Below are 13,340 nucleotides of genomic sequence, written 5' to 3' on the forward strand. Positions count from 1 at the left end.
CACCCGCGACTCACATCTTGCGGAAGTCCCAGCTTGTGATCTTCTCCGGGGTCACCCGCAGCCAGGCGTGCCGGCCGTCGTAGTGCATCTCGTCGCGGCCACCGTACTTGCGGGCGTAGATCAGCTCCGGCGTGGTCAGGACGGGGTCCGGGGTGCCGACCCGGGGCGCCTCGCCGACGCTCTCGGCCCGGCCCCGGATCTCCACCCCGCGCAGCTCGGTGAACTCGTGCCCGGCGTCCACGACGATCGCCACCCGCGGGTCGCGCCCGAGATCGGTCCAACGCTGGCTCCTGACGATCGAGTTGAGCCACAGCGCCTGCCCGTCCCAGGCGAACCACAGGGGTGTCAGATGCGGCCCGTCCGCGCTGCTCGTCGCGACCCGGCAGGTCCGCTCCTCGGCGAGGAACGCGTCGACCTCGGCCGGGCTCATGGCGATCTTGCGACCTCGACGCTGATCTCTCATCGGTTCCCCTCCAGGTGTGAACTTCCCGCGGCGTCGGCGGTGGCCGCCGCCTCACCGAGGGCCTCGTTGAGGGCCTCGCCCTTGGCGAAACCGTAGTAGACGGAGAAGTGCAGCACGATCTCGTCCAGCTCCGCGCCGGTGAGGTCACCGGAGCGCGCCGCCAGGGCGACATGCGTCCGCAGCGGCATGGGGGAGTCGTCGATCCCGACGCAGGCGACGGTGATGATCCGCCGCTCCCGGCGGGTGAGGCCGGGCCGCCGCCAGACCTGACCGAACACGAAACCCAGGATCCCGGCCTGGCGGTACGGCGTGTCCGCGGGTGGCGCCGGCATCAGATTCACGTCGGCGAACTCGGCCCGGCCGCCCTCCAGCCGCGCGTTCCAGTCGTCGGTCGCGAACGAGGGGACGTCCAGCGGGGGCCAGCCCGTCGGCTCCTCGCCGCGCTCCCGCTGGACCCGCGCCCACTGCCGGCCGACGACCCCCTCAAGGTGCGACGCCTTCGGCCAGCCGCAGTAGACCGCGAAATGCAGGACGAACTCGAGCATCGCCGCGATCTCGATGTCACCGCTGCTCAGCGCGCCGTAGACGTGCGCGTCGATGGGACCGGGCGCGTCGGCCGCCGCGACGCAGGTCAGCGTCACCCACCGCCGGTCCCGCCGGCTCAGCCCCGGCCGGCGCCACACCTCACCGAAGACGAAATCCCGCGCCGCCGCCTCGAACGGGGTCAGCGCCGGCGGCGCCTCGGTCGCCATGACCTCCCGGAACGTGCGCTCGGCCACGCCGGTCCGGTGCGCCGCGTCCGCGGTGCCTTCCGTTGCCATGGACGGCTCCGCTCTTCCGGACCGCTCTTCCGGACCGCGCTTCATCGGTCGACTGCAATCTAAGGCAGGCGATTTTCCCGGGTCCAGAATCGCCGCTCCGGCCCGAGCCCGAGCCGGGTCAGCCCGCGGGCCCGCCGATCGCCCGCCCGAGCGCGACCCCGGCGAAGGCGGCCGCGAGACCCACGGCCAGGCTCACGACGACGTTGGCGACGGCCTGGCGACGGGTCCCGTTCCCGGCCAGCCGCAGTGTTTCGTAGCTGAACGTCGAGTAGGTCGTCAGCGCGCCACACAGCCCCGTACCGGCGACGGACAGTACCTCGGACGACGCCGGCAGGCCGACCAGGAACCCGAGCAGCAGGGACCCGACGGTGTTCACGGTCAGGGTCCCCCACGGGAAGACCGAGCTGTGCCGGCTCTGGACCGCCCGGTCGGTGAGGTAGCGCAGCGGCGCCCCGACCGCCGCGCCGAGCGCGACCAGCAGGACCGTCACCGTCCACCACGGGCGCGGTCATGGGAGCGGTCATGGGAGCGCAGCAGCCGCTCGGTGAGAACTGAACCGACGGCGACCGCGATGAGCGCCGCGGCCAGGGACCCGAAGAGGAACAGAAGCGCGGTGCCGGGCGCGCCCGCGTCGACGGCCCGTTCGACGTCCACGACATAGGCGGAGAACGTGGTGTAGCCGCCGAGCACGCCCACGCCGAGAAACGGCCGGACCAGCCGGCGCCCGGCCCAGACGCTGCCGACCAGCTCCATGAGCACGCCGATGAGCAGGCAGCCGGACGTGTTGATCGCGAACGTGGCCCGGTCGAAGCCGCCCGCCTCGTGCGGGAAGGCCACAACCAGGCCATGCCGGGCGAGCGCGCCGAGCCCCCCGCCGGCCGCGATGGCGGCGAGCACCGGCCAGGGACTCGGCCGCAGCTCCGCCCGCTCCGCGGGATCGGAAAGATCGACGTCCGGGTCGACGGGGCGCCGAGCCACGGTTCCGGACGCCCCGCCAGCCGGAACGACGGGCTGGCCAAGGGGCTGAACGACGGGCCGGGACGCATCGATCTCCAGGCGTTCCGGAAGGTCGGCGGGATCGGACACGGCGGGCCTCCTACCAGCGGAAACAGCAACTGGCAGGGACCGTTGGCGACGCTGTCGCGGTTCTCCCCAGGCGCGGGGACGGCGGGCCCCACCGCCGGCCGGGCTGACTCACCCCGAGTCTTCCACGATACGCACTGGCCGGATCGCACCGGCGGGACGCACCGGCGGGATCGTATTGACCGAGCCGGGCTGACCAGATCACGTTGGGAGTACATCCGCCGGAGACACCGAGGGCGGCGAAGCAGGGGAGAGCCGATGCCCACGGTGACAGCCAACGGAATCGAGATCTACTACGAGCGCCGCGGCACCGGCCCGGCCCTGCTCTACCTGAACGGCTCCGGCACCACCCTGGCGACGACGGGACGGCTCCTCGCCCCGTTCGCCGAACATTTCGACCTGCTCGCCCACGACCAGCGCGGCCTGGGCGCGACCGCGGTACCCCCCGGCCCCTACTCGATGGCCGACTACGCCGCGGACGCCGCCAGCCTCCTCGACCAGGTCGGCTGGGAACGCTGCCGGATGATCGGCATCAGCTTCGGCGGGATGGTCGCCCAGGAACTGGCGGTCACCTGGCCGGAGCGCGTCGAACGGCTGGCCCTGCTGTGCACGTCGCCCGGCGGCGACGGCGGATCGTCCTACCCGCTCCACGAACTCGGAGGGCTCGACCCCGCTGAACGCGCGGCGCTGGCACCGCGACTGCTCGACTCCCGCTTCACCCCCGAATGGCTGGCGTCGCATCCCGCCGACCGGATGACGGTAAACGGCATGGCCGGCAGGACGTCGATCCCGCGCACCGACGAACAGCGACGCGGGGAGGCCGCGCAGCTCGAGGCCCGCCGACACCACGACGTGTTCGACCGGCTCGGCGCGATCACCTGCCCGACCCTGGTCGCGAGCGGCCGCTACGACGGGATCGCCCCCGTCGCCAACGGCGAGGCGATCGCCAGCCGCATCCCGACCGCCACCCTGCGGCTCTACGACGGCGGCCACACCTTCTTCGTCCAGGACCCCCGAGCGTTCCCCGACGTCATCGACTTCCTGGCTGGCCCGAACCCGTGACCATCCGGGCCGGTGGCGGCGCACAGTGCTCGAAACGGTCCCGTGAATGTGGCCCCGTCCGGCGACAGCGCCCATCCGGCGCCAGGCCGGGCGCGGTCGCCCCGCCCTGGGCCGCGGGCCGCTGCCGGTGGGGTCCACCCGACGGGAAGCACGGGTAGGCCGCGGCGAGGGCTGCCGAGGGTGATCCGCCGGAGATCGCCGGATCCGCTCGCGCTGCCGCAGCACGATCACCCGGATATGCTTACCCGGGATGCGCCCCGGTCGAGGGCAGGTGGCGTGCCCCTCCGGGGCGGTAGCTCAGCCGGTTAGAGCAGCGGACTCATAATCCGTCGGTCGTGGGTTCGAGCCCCACCCGCCCCACCAAACCCGCAGGTAGACGGCCATTTTCGAGTCATCCAGGCTGTCGTCCGAGCAAGGTCATCCCGTACTTACCCCGTACTTTGAGAAGATCTTGATGGCGTTTGTGGTCAGTCATCGACCTTGATCAAAGTTCTGCATTCCCACCCTTTTCTCGCGATGAATTGTGGCCCAAGTCACATTGGCGAAGGTGTGTGTCGGGCTCCCACCCCGCGCCGCCGCGCCCGCGTTCGACGCCGGGCACAGGATGCCCCGTCAACGTCAACCGCCGTCCGAGGCTGGCACCCGCTGGACACGGAGTGCATCCGTCAAAGTCTTGCTCGATGCTCCACACGCGCCGTGAACCCACTCGTCCTCGATAACTCTGCGTGCGCACCAACGCCTACGCGCCCTGTCGCTGCGTCCTGACCGGCCGCACCGCCACGATGCGCCGGGCGCAGGCTGGTTCGTCCCATGTGTGACTTTCCGGGTATGTCAAAGGACCACGCATGGAACACTTGGCCACGAGCGGAGCCAAGCGTGCGGCGGGGGGACGGTGTCGACGGGTCGCAAGCTCGCGCTTCGTCTTCTGGTGGTGGTGGTCGCTGCCGCCGCGTCGATCGGGTTGTGGGCCGCCGGAGCGTCGGTGTCCGCGGACAAGGCCGGTGTCCTGTGGCAGCTCGGGTTGGGCCTGTTCACGACGTTGCTGACGGCGCAGACGATCGTGTTCGCGGTCAGCGCCGATCCGGAGACGGTGTGGCCATCGTTCCTTGACCTGGTCGAAGAGACCGGCCTGGTGCTGTGGCTGACGGCAGGAACGTTCTCCGTGCTGCTGCCCGCGGCGGCGGATATCACCGGTCGGGGCGGCTTTCTCGCTGACCTCGGCGTTGGGCTCGTGGTCGCGCAACTCGCCCTGGGGATCGACTCGTTGCAGGCACTTCTACGGGTGCTGGCGGGTGAGAGCCGACAGCAGTTCCTTGCCCGGCTGGTGTCCGAAGATCTCCGGCGTGCCGCGCGGTCCGGCCGTCCGGTGCAGGTCGACCGGGCCCACGCGTTGGCTGGCTTCCTGAGCGCGGTGGAGACCGCGATCGACAGCGCGGACGTCTCGGCATTGGGCCAGCGCATGACGGAGGTGGCACGGCAGGCACGGGACGACGAACGTGCCGAGGTGGCCCGGTGGCGACTCGCCCTGCTCACGTATCTGATCGAACGGGTCGGACGCGCGGTGCTGTACCACGACCTGACCGGCGACGCGGCGCGCGTCGCACTCCCGCACCTGATCGACGGGGCGTTGCATTCGAGCTACCGGCTCACCGAGCTGACCGGTGCCGGGGCGGCACCGGGGGAACATGTCAGCGAAGTCGAATCCGCGGTCACCCTGGGCCAGGTATGCCGGGTGATCGGCTGGCTTCAACAAGCCGCGCACGAGCGACTCCAGGAACGTCCCGACGACGTCAGCGCCCGGCAGGTGATCTCATCGGTTGCCCGCGGGCGGTTGCGGATCGTTCAGTTCGTCGATCCCGACCCACCGGGGTTCTACCGGCAGGGAGAGGACCCGTGGCCCTACGGGCTGAGCGACCCGGCCGCGGTGCTGGTGTGGCTGTGGTCCATGTGCGAGTTCGGCGGATCGTGGGTCGGCAGCGGCCTGTACGTACTCGCCGAGGTCATCACCGGCGAGAAGTTCTATGGCAACTACTGGAACGACGACTGCATCTTCACCGAGATCGAACGGCGAATCGGTGCCGACGGTGCACGTCCGCACCACACCAGCGACGGACGTGCCGCCGAGGTCGTCGCGGCGTGCGGGGGGCTCCCGACGATCGCCCTGGAACTGTGCGCAACCGTCATCGCTGGCCTGCGTAACACCCGCTTCACCCCACCGGCCGGCTTCGAACAGGATCCGGCGTTCTCCACCGATCGGCGCTATCTGCGATCGCAGGTCACGATGTTCGCCACCTATGGCTGCCTGCCCGACGCGGACAGCGCGCTGGACTGGCTCTCCACCGCCCTGTCCCAGTTCCCGACCCGACGTTCGCTGTGGCGCACGGTGCACACCGCGATCACCGCGTCCGGCCATCCCGGCACGCTTGACCTCTACGGGCCGGACGCCCGCCCGGCCGCTACGACTCTCGCGGCGCTCTGCTGCCTCCAGATGAGCCGGGCCGGTGACGCCCGTGACTTCGTCGAGCGTCTGCCGGAGCCGCTGGTTGCCGGAGCACTGCAACTTGCCCGCTTCGCGCTCACCTCTGACGGGCCCGCGGAACCGGTCATGCTCACCTGGTCACCCCGGAACGCCGCACAGCTCGGGGACCGGGCAGCACAGCAACACGAACTGCTGGGCATCGTCGAAGCGGTGCTCCGATGAGCACCGGGCCCGGGCCCGATCCGGTGGACCGGTGGCGACGCGGCTTGCCCACGGTGTCGAGTGCGGGAACTGTGTGGATGGTGCAGGTCTCCACCGCGTGGCTCACCGACCCGCCCCACCAACAGGTCCGCGATGACGTCGACCTCGTGCTGTTCCGCCGCGCGCTCAAGGAAGGTGCCGGCTTCCGCTTCCGGCGCATCCTGCTCTACGACCCTCCCAGCGACCTCGGCGGCGCGCCCGACCGGTACGCCGCCGCCCAAGCGGACCACGCCGCGTGGATTGGCCGCGTCCGCGGCCACCTTGCCACCATCGGTGCCGAGGGCAGCGCCGGCGGGTCACTTCCCGAGGGGTGCGAGTACACCGTCCGGCTTCTCATCCTCGGACGGGCGGGCACCCGTACCGGCCCGACGGTCGAAGATGGGCTCTGGACCGATCCGACACCACCGGCCGATGTGCAGGCCGCGTGGTCCGACCCGCGGTTGATCCCGCTCGACCCCCACGAGGAACTCATCATCGGACCGCACCGGGACCGCAACCCCCTGTGGCAAGGGGCATTCCTTGGCTGACGAGCCGTTCATCGATCCGGCCCTTGGCCTGCCCCTGGTCGGGCATCGCTCCCTCACCGACCGCACCGGGCCGGTGAGCATCTGCATTCCCGCCCACAACGAAGCCGAGACCATCGCCGAGGTCATCGGTGAAGCCCACCGCGCCATCGAAATCCTAGGGGTCGACGGTGAAGTCATCGTCGCGGCGAGTGCGTGCACCGACGATACCGCGAACATCGCCCGTGTGGCCGGTGCGCGCGTGGTCGAAGCCGGGAAAGGGAAAGGGAACGCGATCAAAGCAGCACTGTCCGCGGCCACCGGCGCAATCGTGGCGACCGTGGACGGCGACTTCCGGTACTTCGGGCCTGAGCCGATCGCGGCCACCCTCATCCGGCCGATTGCCACAGGGACGGTCGACGCAACCATAGCCGACCTTTATTGGCGCCCCCTCTACCCGCAGATGTGGCTTTACGGCTTCTTTGCACCCCTCGCCGGTCGCATCTTTCCTGAGATGCTCCCCAAGGTCGGAACCACCCCCTGGTCAGGCCAGCGTGCCGCCGTCCGCGACCTGTGGCCCACCGAGCTACCCGACGAATTCACCGTCGACATGACGTTGAACCTCGCGTGGAACGACGCCGCCGCCCGCGTTCGCCCCGTCCCGGTGGACGACTGGGTAAACCCGCAACGCCCGAAGCCGGAACTACTCCGCCAGGAGTTCGACGCGATCGTGGCGCACGGGGTCGCCAAAGGTCGCCTGAGTTCCGAAAGTATCGAGTTGCTGAACTCTTGGTTCACTGGAACCCAGCACAGGATGGCAACCTATCGGCCCGACGGTGAAGATGTCGCAGAGTTCGAGCAGATGCTTCTTCGGGAAGCGATAAATGCCTTGCTGTCGTGGGGTGGTACCGCTTGACGCGTGATCACTTTTCTGGCTCTTGGTGCTGGTGGGTTGGTCGCCGTAACGGCATCGTGGGGTGCCGGCGCAGTTGAATGACTGCCGCGTCCGGGCGACTCCCACGTAACGGCGCATCAGTCTTCCGTAGTCACGCGAACCGGATCGGTGCGGCGGTCACGAGTCGCCGCGCCATCCGGGGCGGTTCCGGTCCATCCACGCTTCGATGTCGACGCGGAGCCACAGCCGTTCCTTCTCGCCGGTGTACCAGGGTGCCGGGAAGTCGCGGTCGCGAGAGATGGTGTGCGCCCGCGAGCGCGCGACGCCCAGCAGGGCGCGAAGCTCGCCGAAGCCGATCAGGTCGGCGGGGGTTGCCGGTCTGACCTCAGGTCCGTCGCTGCTGGCCACGGATCCGCATCCTGGTTGCGGATCCGGATCCGTAGTTCGAGCTCTTCCTTCGCATCCTCTTACACGCTACGGTGCCTGAGTGACCGCGCGTCGTACCCGACGCGCGGTGCGTCAGGAACAGGTCGGGCCGGTCCGGTGTGTCACCACCGAGACCGGCCCTCGGCATCGACCCCACGGAGGTCAACACCGTGTCCGAGAGTCTGTCAGTTACCGCTCTGAGCGGTAGGTCCGCCGGCGGCGCGCCCGCCGCCGGCGCATCCATCCCACAAGCGACGGTCCGCGAGACGGGAACGGGGCCGTTCCGGTGCGTCGTGGTCGACGTGCCGGCCGGTGTGCACCCGGCGAGTCTGGCGACGGTGTTGCGGAGTCTGCCGATCGCGTGCGAGTTCCTTGACGCGGCAGTCGCCCTGACCGGGACGGGTTCGGGTAGTGAACTGCGATTCCGTGTCCACGAAGCGCACGGCGGCGTGGGGGTGCCGCGTCTGGACGAGATCAGCCCATCCGTCGTCGCTGAGGGCCCGTCTGGGGGTGTGCGGTGAACCTGACGTTGATCCCGGCCGCGATCCGGCCGACGGGGGTGCAGATGTCCGAAGCACGGGCGACGTTGGCCGCGCGGGGCGCCTACAGCGACACCTACGCCGCCGCGTACCTGTTCGCGATCGCGCAGAAGGTTGCCTGCGGCGGGAAGCTCAAGGCCGCCGACGTCGCCATGGCGTTGGCGTCGTTGGAGATCGTGCGGTGAGCGCGCACGTGGTGTTTCCCGCCGCCGCCCACCGTCTACCGGCGGCCCGGCGACGGGCCCCGGGGTCGTGCGGGCGGCGTCCGCTGCTCGTGGGTCTTCTCGTGGTCGACGGGGCGGGCGTGCCAGTGGAGATCGTGAGTCCGTTCGGGAGTGAGACGGCCGCGCGGCAGTGGGCCGACCAGCAGGGCATCGAGAGGTACCAGCTTCTGCCGGCGCGGATCGCAGGCGGGCGGATCTGACCTTCAGACGTTCACCGCTTACCGCAACCAGATCGGTCCCCACCTGACCCAGGTGGGGACCGATCGTGCGTTAGGGGCCCGACCCGGGGGTCGGACCGGCGGTGCCGGTTAGGTGCAGCCGGTGAGCTGTCCGTACAGGGTGAGCGCGAGTTCGGTGACGAACGCGGGCTCGTAGCGCTGTTCGGACCGGAAGGTCACCGGTTGGATGTCGAGCAGTTCGGCGGCGTGCCTGCGCCGTGCCGACAGTGTCAGGCCGGAGGTGCCCGGGGCGAGACACAGCATGATCAGCATGGCGCGGTCCATCGGCGGGTCCAGGGACCGGACGGCGTCGGTGATCAGGCTGGCGGTTTCGAGTGCCCGTTGCGCGTCGGGGCGCCCGTCGCCGGGGGCTGCCGGGTTGAGCAGGTCGACCAGGGACATGCGTTCCAGCAGCGACCGGGCCCGTGCACCGTGGCGCATGGTGGCGCGCAGTGCGGACCGGAGTACCTCGAAGTCAACGGGCGGAGTAGTCATCGCGTCGCGACAGGGGCCATGTGACCCCTCGGCGTCCCCCGTCGGTTCGCCTCCTCTCTGTGGCGGGTGTCCCGGACCTTGCCGGGGGACGTGTTCCGTCCGGGACAGCATCTGAGTATGCCAGGTTTGCCCGTCTCGTGTGGCGTTTGCTGTCGTTTGCCTCCGACAGTGGCGTTCTAGGGCGTTCGGTGTCGCTGTCCTGCCGGTGCTTCGGCCGAGTGCCGGTCCGCGTGCCGGCAGGCCGTGGACCTGCGGTTTCAGCAGAGTCCCAGCAGTCCGCCAGCAGTCCTACCGTCGTTCCGGACGCATTCATCTCTCAGTCTCCGGCGGTCACGCCTCAAAAGTCAGCGGAGATCCGGCAGATTCACCGGCGAATGCCAACAGCCGGTGACCGGACTATAGGAAACGTCCGCGGAGAGCGACCGAAAACCGCGGGCCGACGCCCACCGGCAACAGTGCAAGCCTCGCCGCTTCGGGTGTCGTCCACCGAGGTATAGGGGAGATTCCGTGTGCCGCTGTCGTGACCGCCGCCCGCTCTGGCCGTTCACCTGGTGGATGGTGGGGACCATGTTCCTCGTCCTGGTCGCGACGGGATTTCAGTGGTTCGTGGTCCACGTCCTGCCGACGATGGTGCCGTTCCTCATCGTCGGTTTCCTGGTGATCCTCGTGGTGTGGGGTGTGCATCGCCTACGCGGGTGACCACTTCCGCAGTCCTGTGCGCCGAAAACCAGCATCCTCTGTAACCCAGATTCGTTGGCGAGTCTGCCCGCGACGTGAGGTGACGTGTGTGCTCCGGGGCTCGTCTCGCCGTTCTTCTGATCCCTCCATTCTCCGAATTTCGTTTTCTCTGAAAGGTGTGTTGACGTGACCACATCTGACCTGCCCCTGTCCGGTGGTATCGGCGAGTCCGGCTCGTCCGTTCCGGGTGCCGGGGAGCTGCTGTTGGCGGACCTGGCGAACCGCGCCGACCGGGCCTACGCCGTTCACATGGACGGCTACACCGCGTCATCGGTGCTGCATCTGCTGTGGCTGGACACTGCGGACGAGGTGCTTCGGGCGACGTTGAACGTCGTCTTCTCCGTGCTGGGGAGCTACCACGAGGTGACGCGGAAGGCGTGGCACGACGCCTACAACCAGTGGGCCACGTTCGCCGGTGTCGAGCAGATCAGCGACGACACCGACGGGGCCGACGACAGCGTCACCGTGTTCGGCGGCAGCGCGGACGAGGTGGTTACCGAGAACACCGAGTAGCCGCGGCCGAACTACCCATCATTTAGGCGCCACCCGTATCGGGAAGGGGCTCACGGCCATCATGGTCAGCATCTCTATCATCGTTCTCCTGTTGTTCGCGGTCGTTGTTCTCGTCCGTTCCTACCGGCTGTCGCTGTCGTCCGCGCTGCTGTGCATCGTGCTGGGCTTCTACCTGGCTTCCTCGAAACTCGCCCCGACGATCTCCGACATCATCGGCCAGATCCTCGGAATCGTTTCGACCATCGGAGCCTAGGACAGCAGAAGTTAGACCATCGGCCACTGGCACCTGTTGCTAGAGCCGCCGAATAACGCTGCCGCAGAGAAGCACGACCGAGCAGCGAAGGAATCAACTCTCGTCTACCCGGGGCGCGGTTGCCCTGTTCATCGGGTGACCGCGCCCCGGATCATCGACATCACAGGGAGGTCTTCTCATGCCCGAAAACATCCCACCGGCGCACGCCGATTCCGGCGATCCGCCATCCGGTCACGGCGGTTGGGTGCCCGACATCCGCGCCGCACGGGCTGACCTCGTCCCGGCCGGGCCGGAGCGGCTCCCGGCGACACCCGCGCAGATCGTCCGCGAGCTTGCCGCCACGCCCCGACCGGCCGACGGTGCTCGTTCCGAGCGGGTGGTCGTGACCGGTGTCCCGGTCGATCCGCCCGCGCCGCCGCCGAGTCCGTGGGCTCTTGCCCGGTCCGGGCGGCGTCGTGCACTCGTCCCGCCGTGGATGCGTTCGTGGTCGACGGTGCGGGCGGCGGTCCGGTGGCTGGTCGGATACTGCGTCCACACGGTGCTGTTCCACGCGCTTCGTCTGCCGGTGTACGCCGGTCGGCTCGTCTGCCGCGCGCCCCGTGGGCTCTCCCGCGTGGTGACGGGGCTCGTGGTGTGGATGACCGACGCGGAGACCCGCCCTGTCCGCGCTGCGGCGATCGGGCGCCAGGACGGGGCCGAGTACCTCAAACTCGCCAAGGTCCGTGACAGCCGGGTCCGCGTCCGTACTCTGACCACCCTCGGGATTGGCCTGCCCGCACTCGTGACGCTCGTCCTCGTCTGGACGGGCACCCCGCCGGCCGTCCACCTGCTTCTGATCACGGTAGCGGTCGGTGTGCTGGGGTTCGTCGGTGCTCCGGCGGACCGGCCGCTGGTCGGACCGGCGGTCACCCCGACGAAGGTCAGTCGGTTGACCGCGGACATCGTCGTCCGTGCTTTGGAGTCTCTCGGGATCGCTGAGATCAACAAGGCGCGGCGGGAAGGCGGCGGCATCACGTTTCCCGCGCCGATCACCCGTGACGGGCCCGGATGGCGCGCGGACGTCGACCTTCCCTACGGGGTGACCGTGTCCGACATCCTGGACCGGCGGGAACGTCTCGCGTCGGGTCTGCGGCGTCCGCTGGGGTGCGTGTGGCCCGAAGCGGTCCACGACGCGCACGCCGGTCGGCTCGTGCTGTGGGTGGGGGACGAGGACATGTCCGCCGCTCCCGCCGCCGAGTGGCCGTTGGCACGGCGCGGCACCGCGGACGTGTTCGCGCCGCTGCCGTTCGGGTCGGACGCCCGGGGACGGCCGGTCACGGTGAGCCTGCCGGAGAACAACATCCTCGTGGGCTCCCTGCCCGGTGCGGGGAAGACCTCGGCGGTGCGGGTGCTGCTGCTTGCCTGCGGGTTGGACCCGACGTGCGAGACGTGGGTGTTCAACCTCAAGGGCACCGGCGACCTGGACGCCGCCGAGAAGTTCGCCCACCGCTACGTCACCGGCATCGACGATCCCAGCATCGAAGCGGCCCTGGTCGCGTTGCGGGACCTGCGGGCCGAAGTCATCCGCCGGGCGGCGGCGTTGAAGAACCTCCCGAAGGACCTGTGCCCGGACGGCAAGGTCACCCGCGCACTGGCCAACCGCCGCTCCCTCGGGCTGCATCTGCTGGTTGCGTTCTTCGACGAGTGCCAGAACCTGTTCACCCACCCGGTGTACGGGGAGGAAGCAGGCATCCTGGCCACCGACGTCATCAAGCTCGGACGGGCCCTCGGCGTCGTGCTCGTCCTGGCGACCCAGCGCCCGGACGCGAACAGCCTCCCGACCGGGGTGTCGTCCAGCGTCTCGGTGCGGTTCTGCCTGCGGGTCATGGGCCAGGTCGAAAACGACATGATCCTTGGCACGTCGATGTACAAGAACGGCGTCCGCGCCACCACCCTGCGACCCACCGACAAGGGAATCGGCTATCTGGTGGGCGCGACCGACGATCCGACTATCGTCCGCGCCGCCTACATCGATACCCCCACCGCCGACAAGATCGCCGACCGGGTACGCGCCGTCCGCATCGAAGCGGGCACGCTTGCGGGCATTGCAGCGGGGGAGCTAGTGCCGCATCAGGCAACGTTCGCCTTGGCGACGATGGTGCGGAGTTTCTTGTCCGCGGCGTGGCGGTTCCGCCAGCCGAGGTAGCGGCGGATCATCGATGCCTGGGCCCGGTGGTTGCGGTGGTCGGTGCCGTCGAGCGCGAAGTAGCGCAGGGCGGTGAACTGGGCCTCGATCCGGTTCAGCCATGAACTGTTGGTCGGGGTGTAGGCGATCTCGACGTTGTTCGCCGCCGCCCACACCCCGACCCGCCCATCGACCCGGGTCGA

16 protein-coding genes, 1 tRNA gene and 1 pseudogene are annotated in these 13,340 nt (G+C 69.4%); 11 read left to right on the forward strand and 7 right to left on the reverse strand.

Features of this window, described 5'->3' with window-relative positions; genetic code table 11:
* Positions 1 to 10: 10 nt before the first annotated feature.
* From B056_RS0125705 to B056_RS0125720, 4 genes are all read right to left on the reverse strand, one after another.
* Entirely contained in the window at positions 11 to 463 is a 453-nt protein-coding gene (locus B056_RS0125705; protein ID WP_026240151.1) for a pyridoxamine 5'-phosphate oxidase family protein, read from the reverse strand.
* Positions 460 to 1,284: a carboxymuconolactone decarboxylase family protein gene (locus B056_RS0125710; RefSeq protein ID WP_018504731.1), complete on the reverse strand. Its 825-nt coding sequence runs from the start codon at positions 1,282 to 1,284 to the stop codon at positions 460 to 462. Before B056_RS0125710 ends, B056_RS0125705 begins: the two co-directional genes overlap by 4 nt.
* 118 nt (positions 1,285 to 1,402) lie before the next feature.
* The gene (crcB, locus tag B056_RS0125715) at positions 1,403 to 1,774 is read right to left on the reverse strand and encodes a fluoride efflux transporter CrcB (RefSeq protein ID WP_018504732.1); all 372 of its coding nucleotides are present in this window, start codon (positions 1,772 to 1,774) and stop codon (positions 1,403 to 1,405) included.
* On the reverse strand, positions 1,771 to 2,370 hold the full coding sequence (locus tag B056_RS0125720; protein ID WP_018504733.1) for a fluoride efflux transporter FluC: 600 nt from the start codon (positions 2,368 to 2,370) through the stop codon (positions 1,771 to 1,773). The genes crcB and B056_RS0125720 overlap by 4 nt, the downstream gene beginning before the upstream one ends.
* Before the next feature lie 255 nt (positions 2,371 to 2,625).
* Between B056_RS0125720 and B056_RS0125725 the strand changes: the two genes are divergently transcribed.
* The 5 genes from B056_RS0125725 to B056_RS37955 all read left to right on the forward strand — a co-directional run bounded on the left by B056_RS0125725 (position 2,626) and on the right by B056_RS37955 (position 7,588).
* The gene (locus tag B056_RS0125725) at positions 2,626 to 3,429 is read left to right on the forward strand and encodes an alpha/beta fold hydrolase (protein ID WP_018504734.1); all 804 of its coding nucleotides are present in this window, start codon (positions 2,626 to 2,628) and stop codon (positions 3,427 to 3,429) included.
* Positions 3,430 to 3,715: 286 nt separating this feature from the next.
* Positions 3,716 to 3,792 (forward strand) — tRNA-Ile (locus B056_RS0125730).
* Positions 3,793 to 4,321: 529 nt separating this feature from the next.
* Entirely contained in the window at positions 4,322 to 6,130 is a 1,809-nt protein-coding gene (locus tag B056_RS0125735; protein ID WP_026240152.1) for a hypothetical protein, read from the forward strand.
* Between the two features lie 77 nt (positions 6,131 to 6,207).
* Positions 6,208 to 6,696, forward strand: coding sequence for a hypothetical protein (locus tag B056_RS0125740; RefSeq protein ID WP_018504736.1), 489 nt, complete (start codon positions 6,208 to 6,210; stop codon positions 6,694 to 6,696).
* Complete coding sequence (locus B056_RS37955; RefSeq protein ID WP_018504737.1) at positions 6,689 to 7,588, forward strand: glycosyltransferase family 2 protein; 900 nt, start codon at positions 6,689 to 6,691, stop codon at positions 7,586 to 7,588. The genes B056_RS0125740 and B056_RS37955 overlap by 8 nt, the downstream gene beginning before the upstream one ends.
* A gap of 156 nt (positions 7,589 to 7,744) precedes the next feature.
* Here the strand turns inward: B056_RS37955 and B056_RS0125750 are convergent, their stop codons facing one another.
* The gene (locus B056_RS0125750; protein ID WP_018504738.1) at positions 7,745 to 7,975 is read right to left on the reverse strand and encodes a helix-turn-helix transcriptional regulator; all 231 of its coding nucleotides are present in this window, start codon (positions 7,973 to 7,975) and stop codon (positions 7,745 to 7,747) included.
* 535 nt (positions 7,976 to 8,510) lie between these two features.
* Here B056_RS0125750 and B056_RS0125760 point away from each other — a divergent pair.
* Positions 8,511 to 8,717, forward strand: coding sequence for a hypothetical protein (locus tag B056_RS0125760; protein ID WP_018504740.1), 207 nt, complete (start codon positions 8,511 to 8,513; stop codon positions 8,715 to 8,717).
* A complete protein-coding gene (locus B056_RS43080; RefSeq protein WP_026240154.1) occupies positions 8,714 to 8,956 on the forward strand; it encodes a hypothetical protein in 243 nt (80 codons plus the stop codon). The genes B056_RS0125760 and B056_RS43080 overlap by 4 nt, the downstream gene beginning before the upstream one ends.
* Positions 8,957 to 9,064: 108 nt before the next feature.
* Here B056_RS43080 and B056_RS0125770 read toward each other — a convergent pair whose 3' ends face one another.
* Complete coding sequence (locus B056_RS0125770; protein WP_026240155.1) at positions 9,065 to 9,469, reverse strand: hypothetical protein; 405 nt, start codon at positions 9,467 to 9,469, stop codon at positions 9,065 to 9,067.
* A 507-nt stretch (positions 9,470 to 9,976) separates the two neighbouring features.
* On the opposite strand from B056_RS0125770, the gene B056_RS44750 reads away from it, so the two are divergent.
* From B056_RS44750 to B056_RS0125790, 4 genes are all read left to right on the forward strand, one after another.
* Entirely contained in the window at positions 9,977 to 10,168 is a 192-nt protein-coding gene (locus tag B056_RS44750; RefSeq protein ID WP_035752720.1) for a hypothetical protein, read from the forward strand.
* 165 nt (positions 10,169 to 10,333) lie between these two features.
* Positions 10,334 to 10,720 (forward strand): hypothetical protein, encoded by a 387-nt coding sequence (locus B056_RS37970; RefSeq protein WP_018504744.1) that lies wholly within the window; start codon positions 10,334 to 10,336, stop codon positions 10,718 to 10,720.
* Positions 10,721 to 10,781: 61 nt separating this feature from the next.
* Entirely contained in the window at positions 10,782 to 10,973 is a 192-nt protein-coding gene (locus tag B056_RS0125785) for a DUF2304 family protein (protein WP_018504745.1), read from the forward strand.
* A gap of 178 nt (positions 10,974 to 11,151) precedes the next feature.
* Positions 11,152 to 13,158, forward strand: a complete 2,007-nt coding sequence (locus tag B056_RS0125790) for a hypothetical protein (RefSeq protein ID WP_018504746.1) — start codon at positions 11,152 to 11,154, stop codon at positions 13,156 to 13,158.
* Here the strand turns inward: B056_RS0125790 and B056_RS41040 are convergent.
* Positions 13,083 to 13,340 (reverse strand): annotated as a pseudogene (locus B056_RS41040) (IS630 family transposase); the annotation flags it as partial. The gene B056_RS0125790 and the pseudogene B056_RS41040 overlap by 76 nt on opposite strands.

It is taken from the genome of Parafrankia discariae (assembly GCF_000373365.1).
Classification (GTDB): domain Bacteria; phylum Actinomycetota; class Actinomycetes; order Frankiales; family Frankiaceae; genus Parafrankia; species Parafrankia discariae.

Coding starts and splice junctions, on each gene's coding strand:
- B056_RS0125705 (WP_026240151.1), bottom strand. CDS start 463: ATGAGAGATCAGCGTCGAGGTCGCAAGATCGCCATGAGCCCGGCCGAG.
- B056_RS0125710 (WP_018504731.1), bottom strand. CDS start 1,284: ATGGCAACGGAAGGCACCGCGGACGCGGCGCACCGGACCGGCGTGGCC.
- B056_RS0125725 (WP_018504734.1), top strand. CDS start 2,626: ATGCCCACGGTGACAGCCAACGGAATCGAGATCTACTACGAGCGCCGC.
- B056_RS0125740 (WP_018504736.1), top strand. CDS start 6,208: ATGGTGCAGGTCTCCACCGCGTGGCTCACCGACCCGCCCCACCAACAG.
- B056_RS0125770 (WP_026240155.1), bottom strand. CDS start 9,469: ATGACTACTCCGCCCGTTGACTTCGAGGTACTCCGGTCCGCACTGCGC.
- B056_RS0125785 (WP_018504745.1), top strand. CDS start 10,782: ATGGTCAGCATCTCTATCATCGTTCTCCTGTTGTTCGCGGTCGTTGTT.
- B056_RS0125790 (WP_018504746.1), top strand. CDS start 11,152: ATGCCCGAAAACATCCCACCGGCGCACGCCGATTCCGGCGATCCGCCA.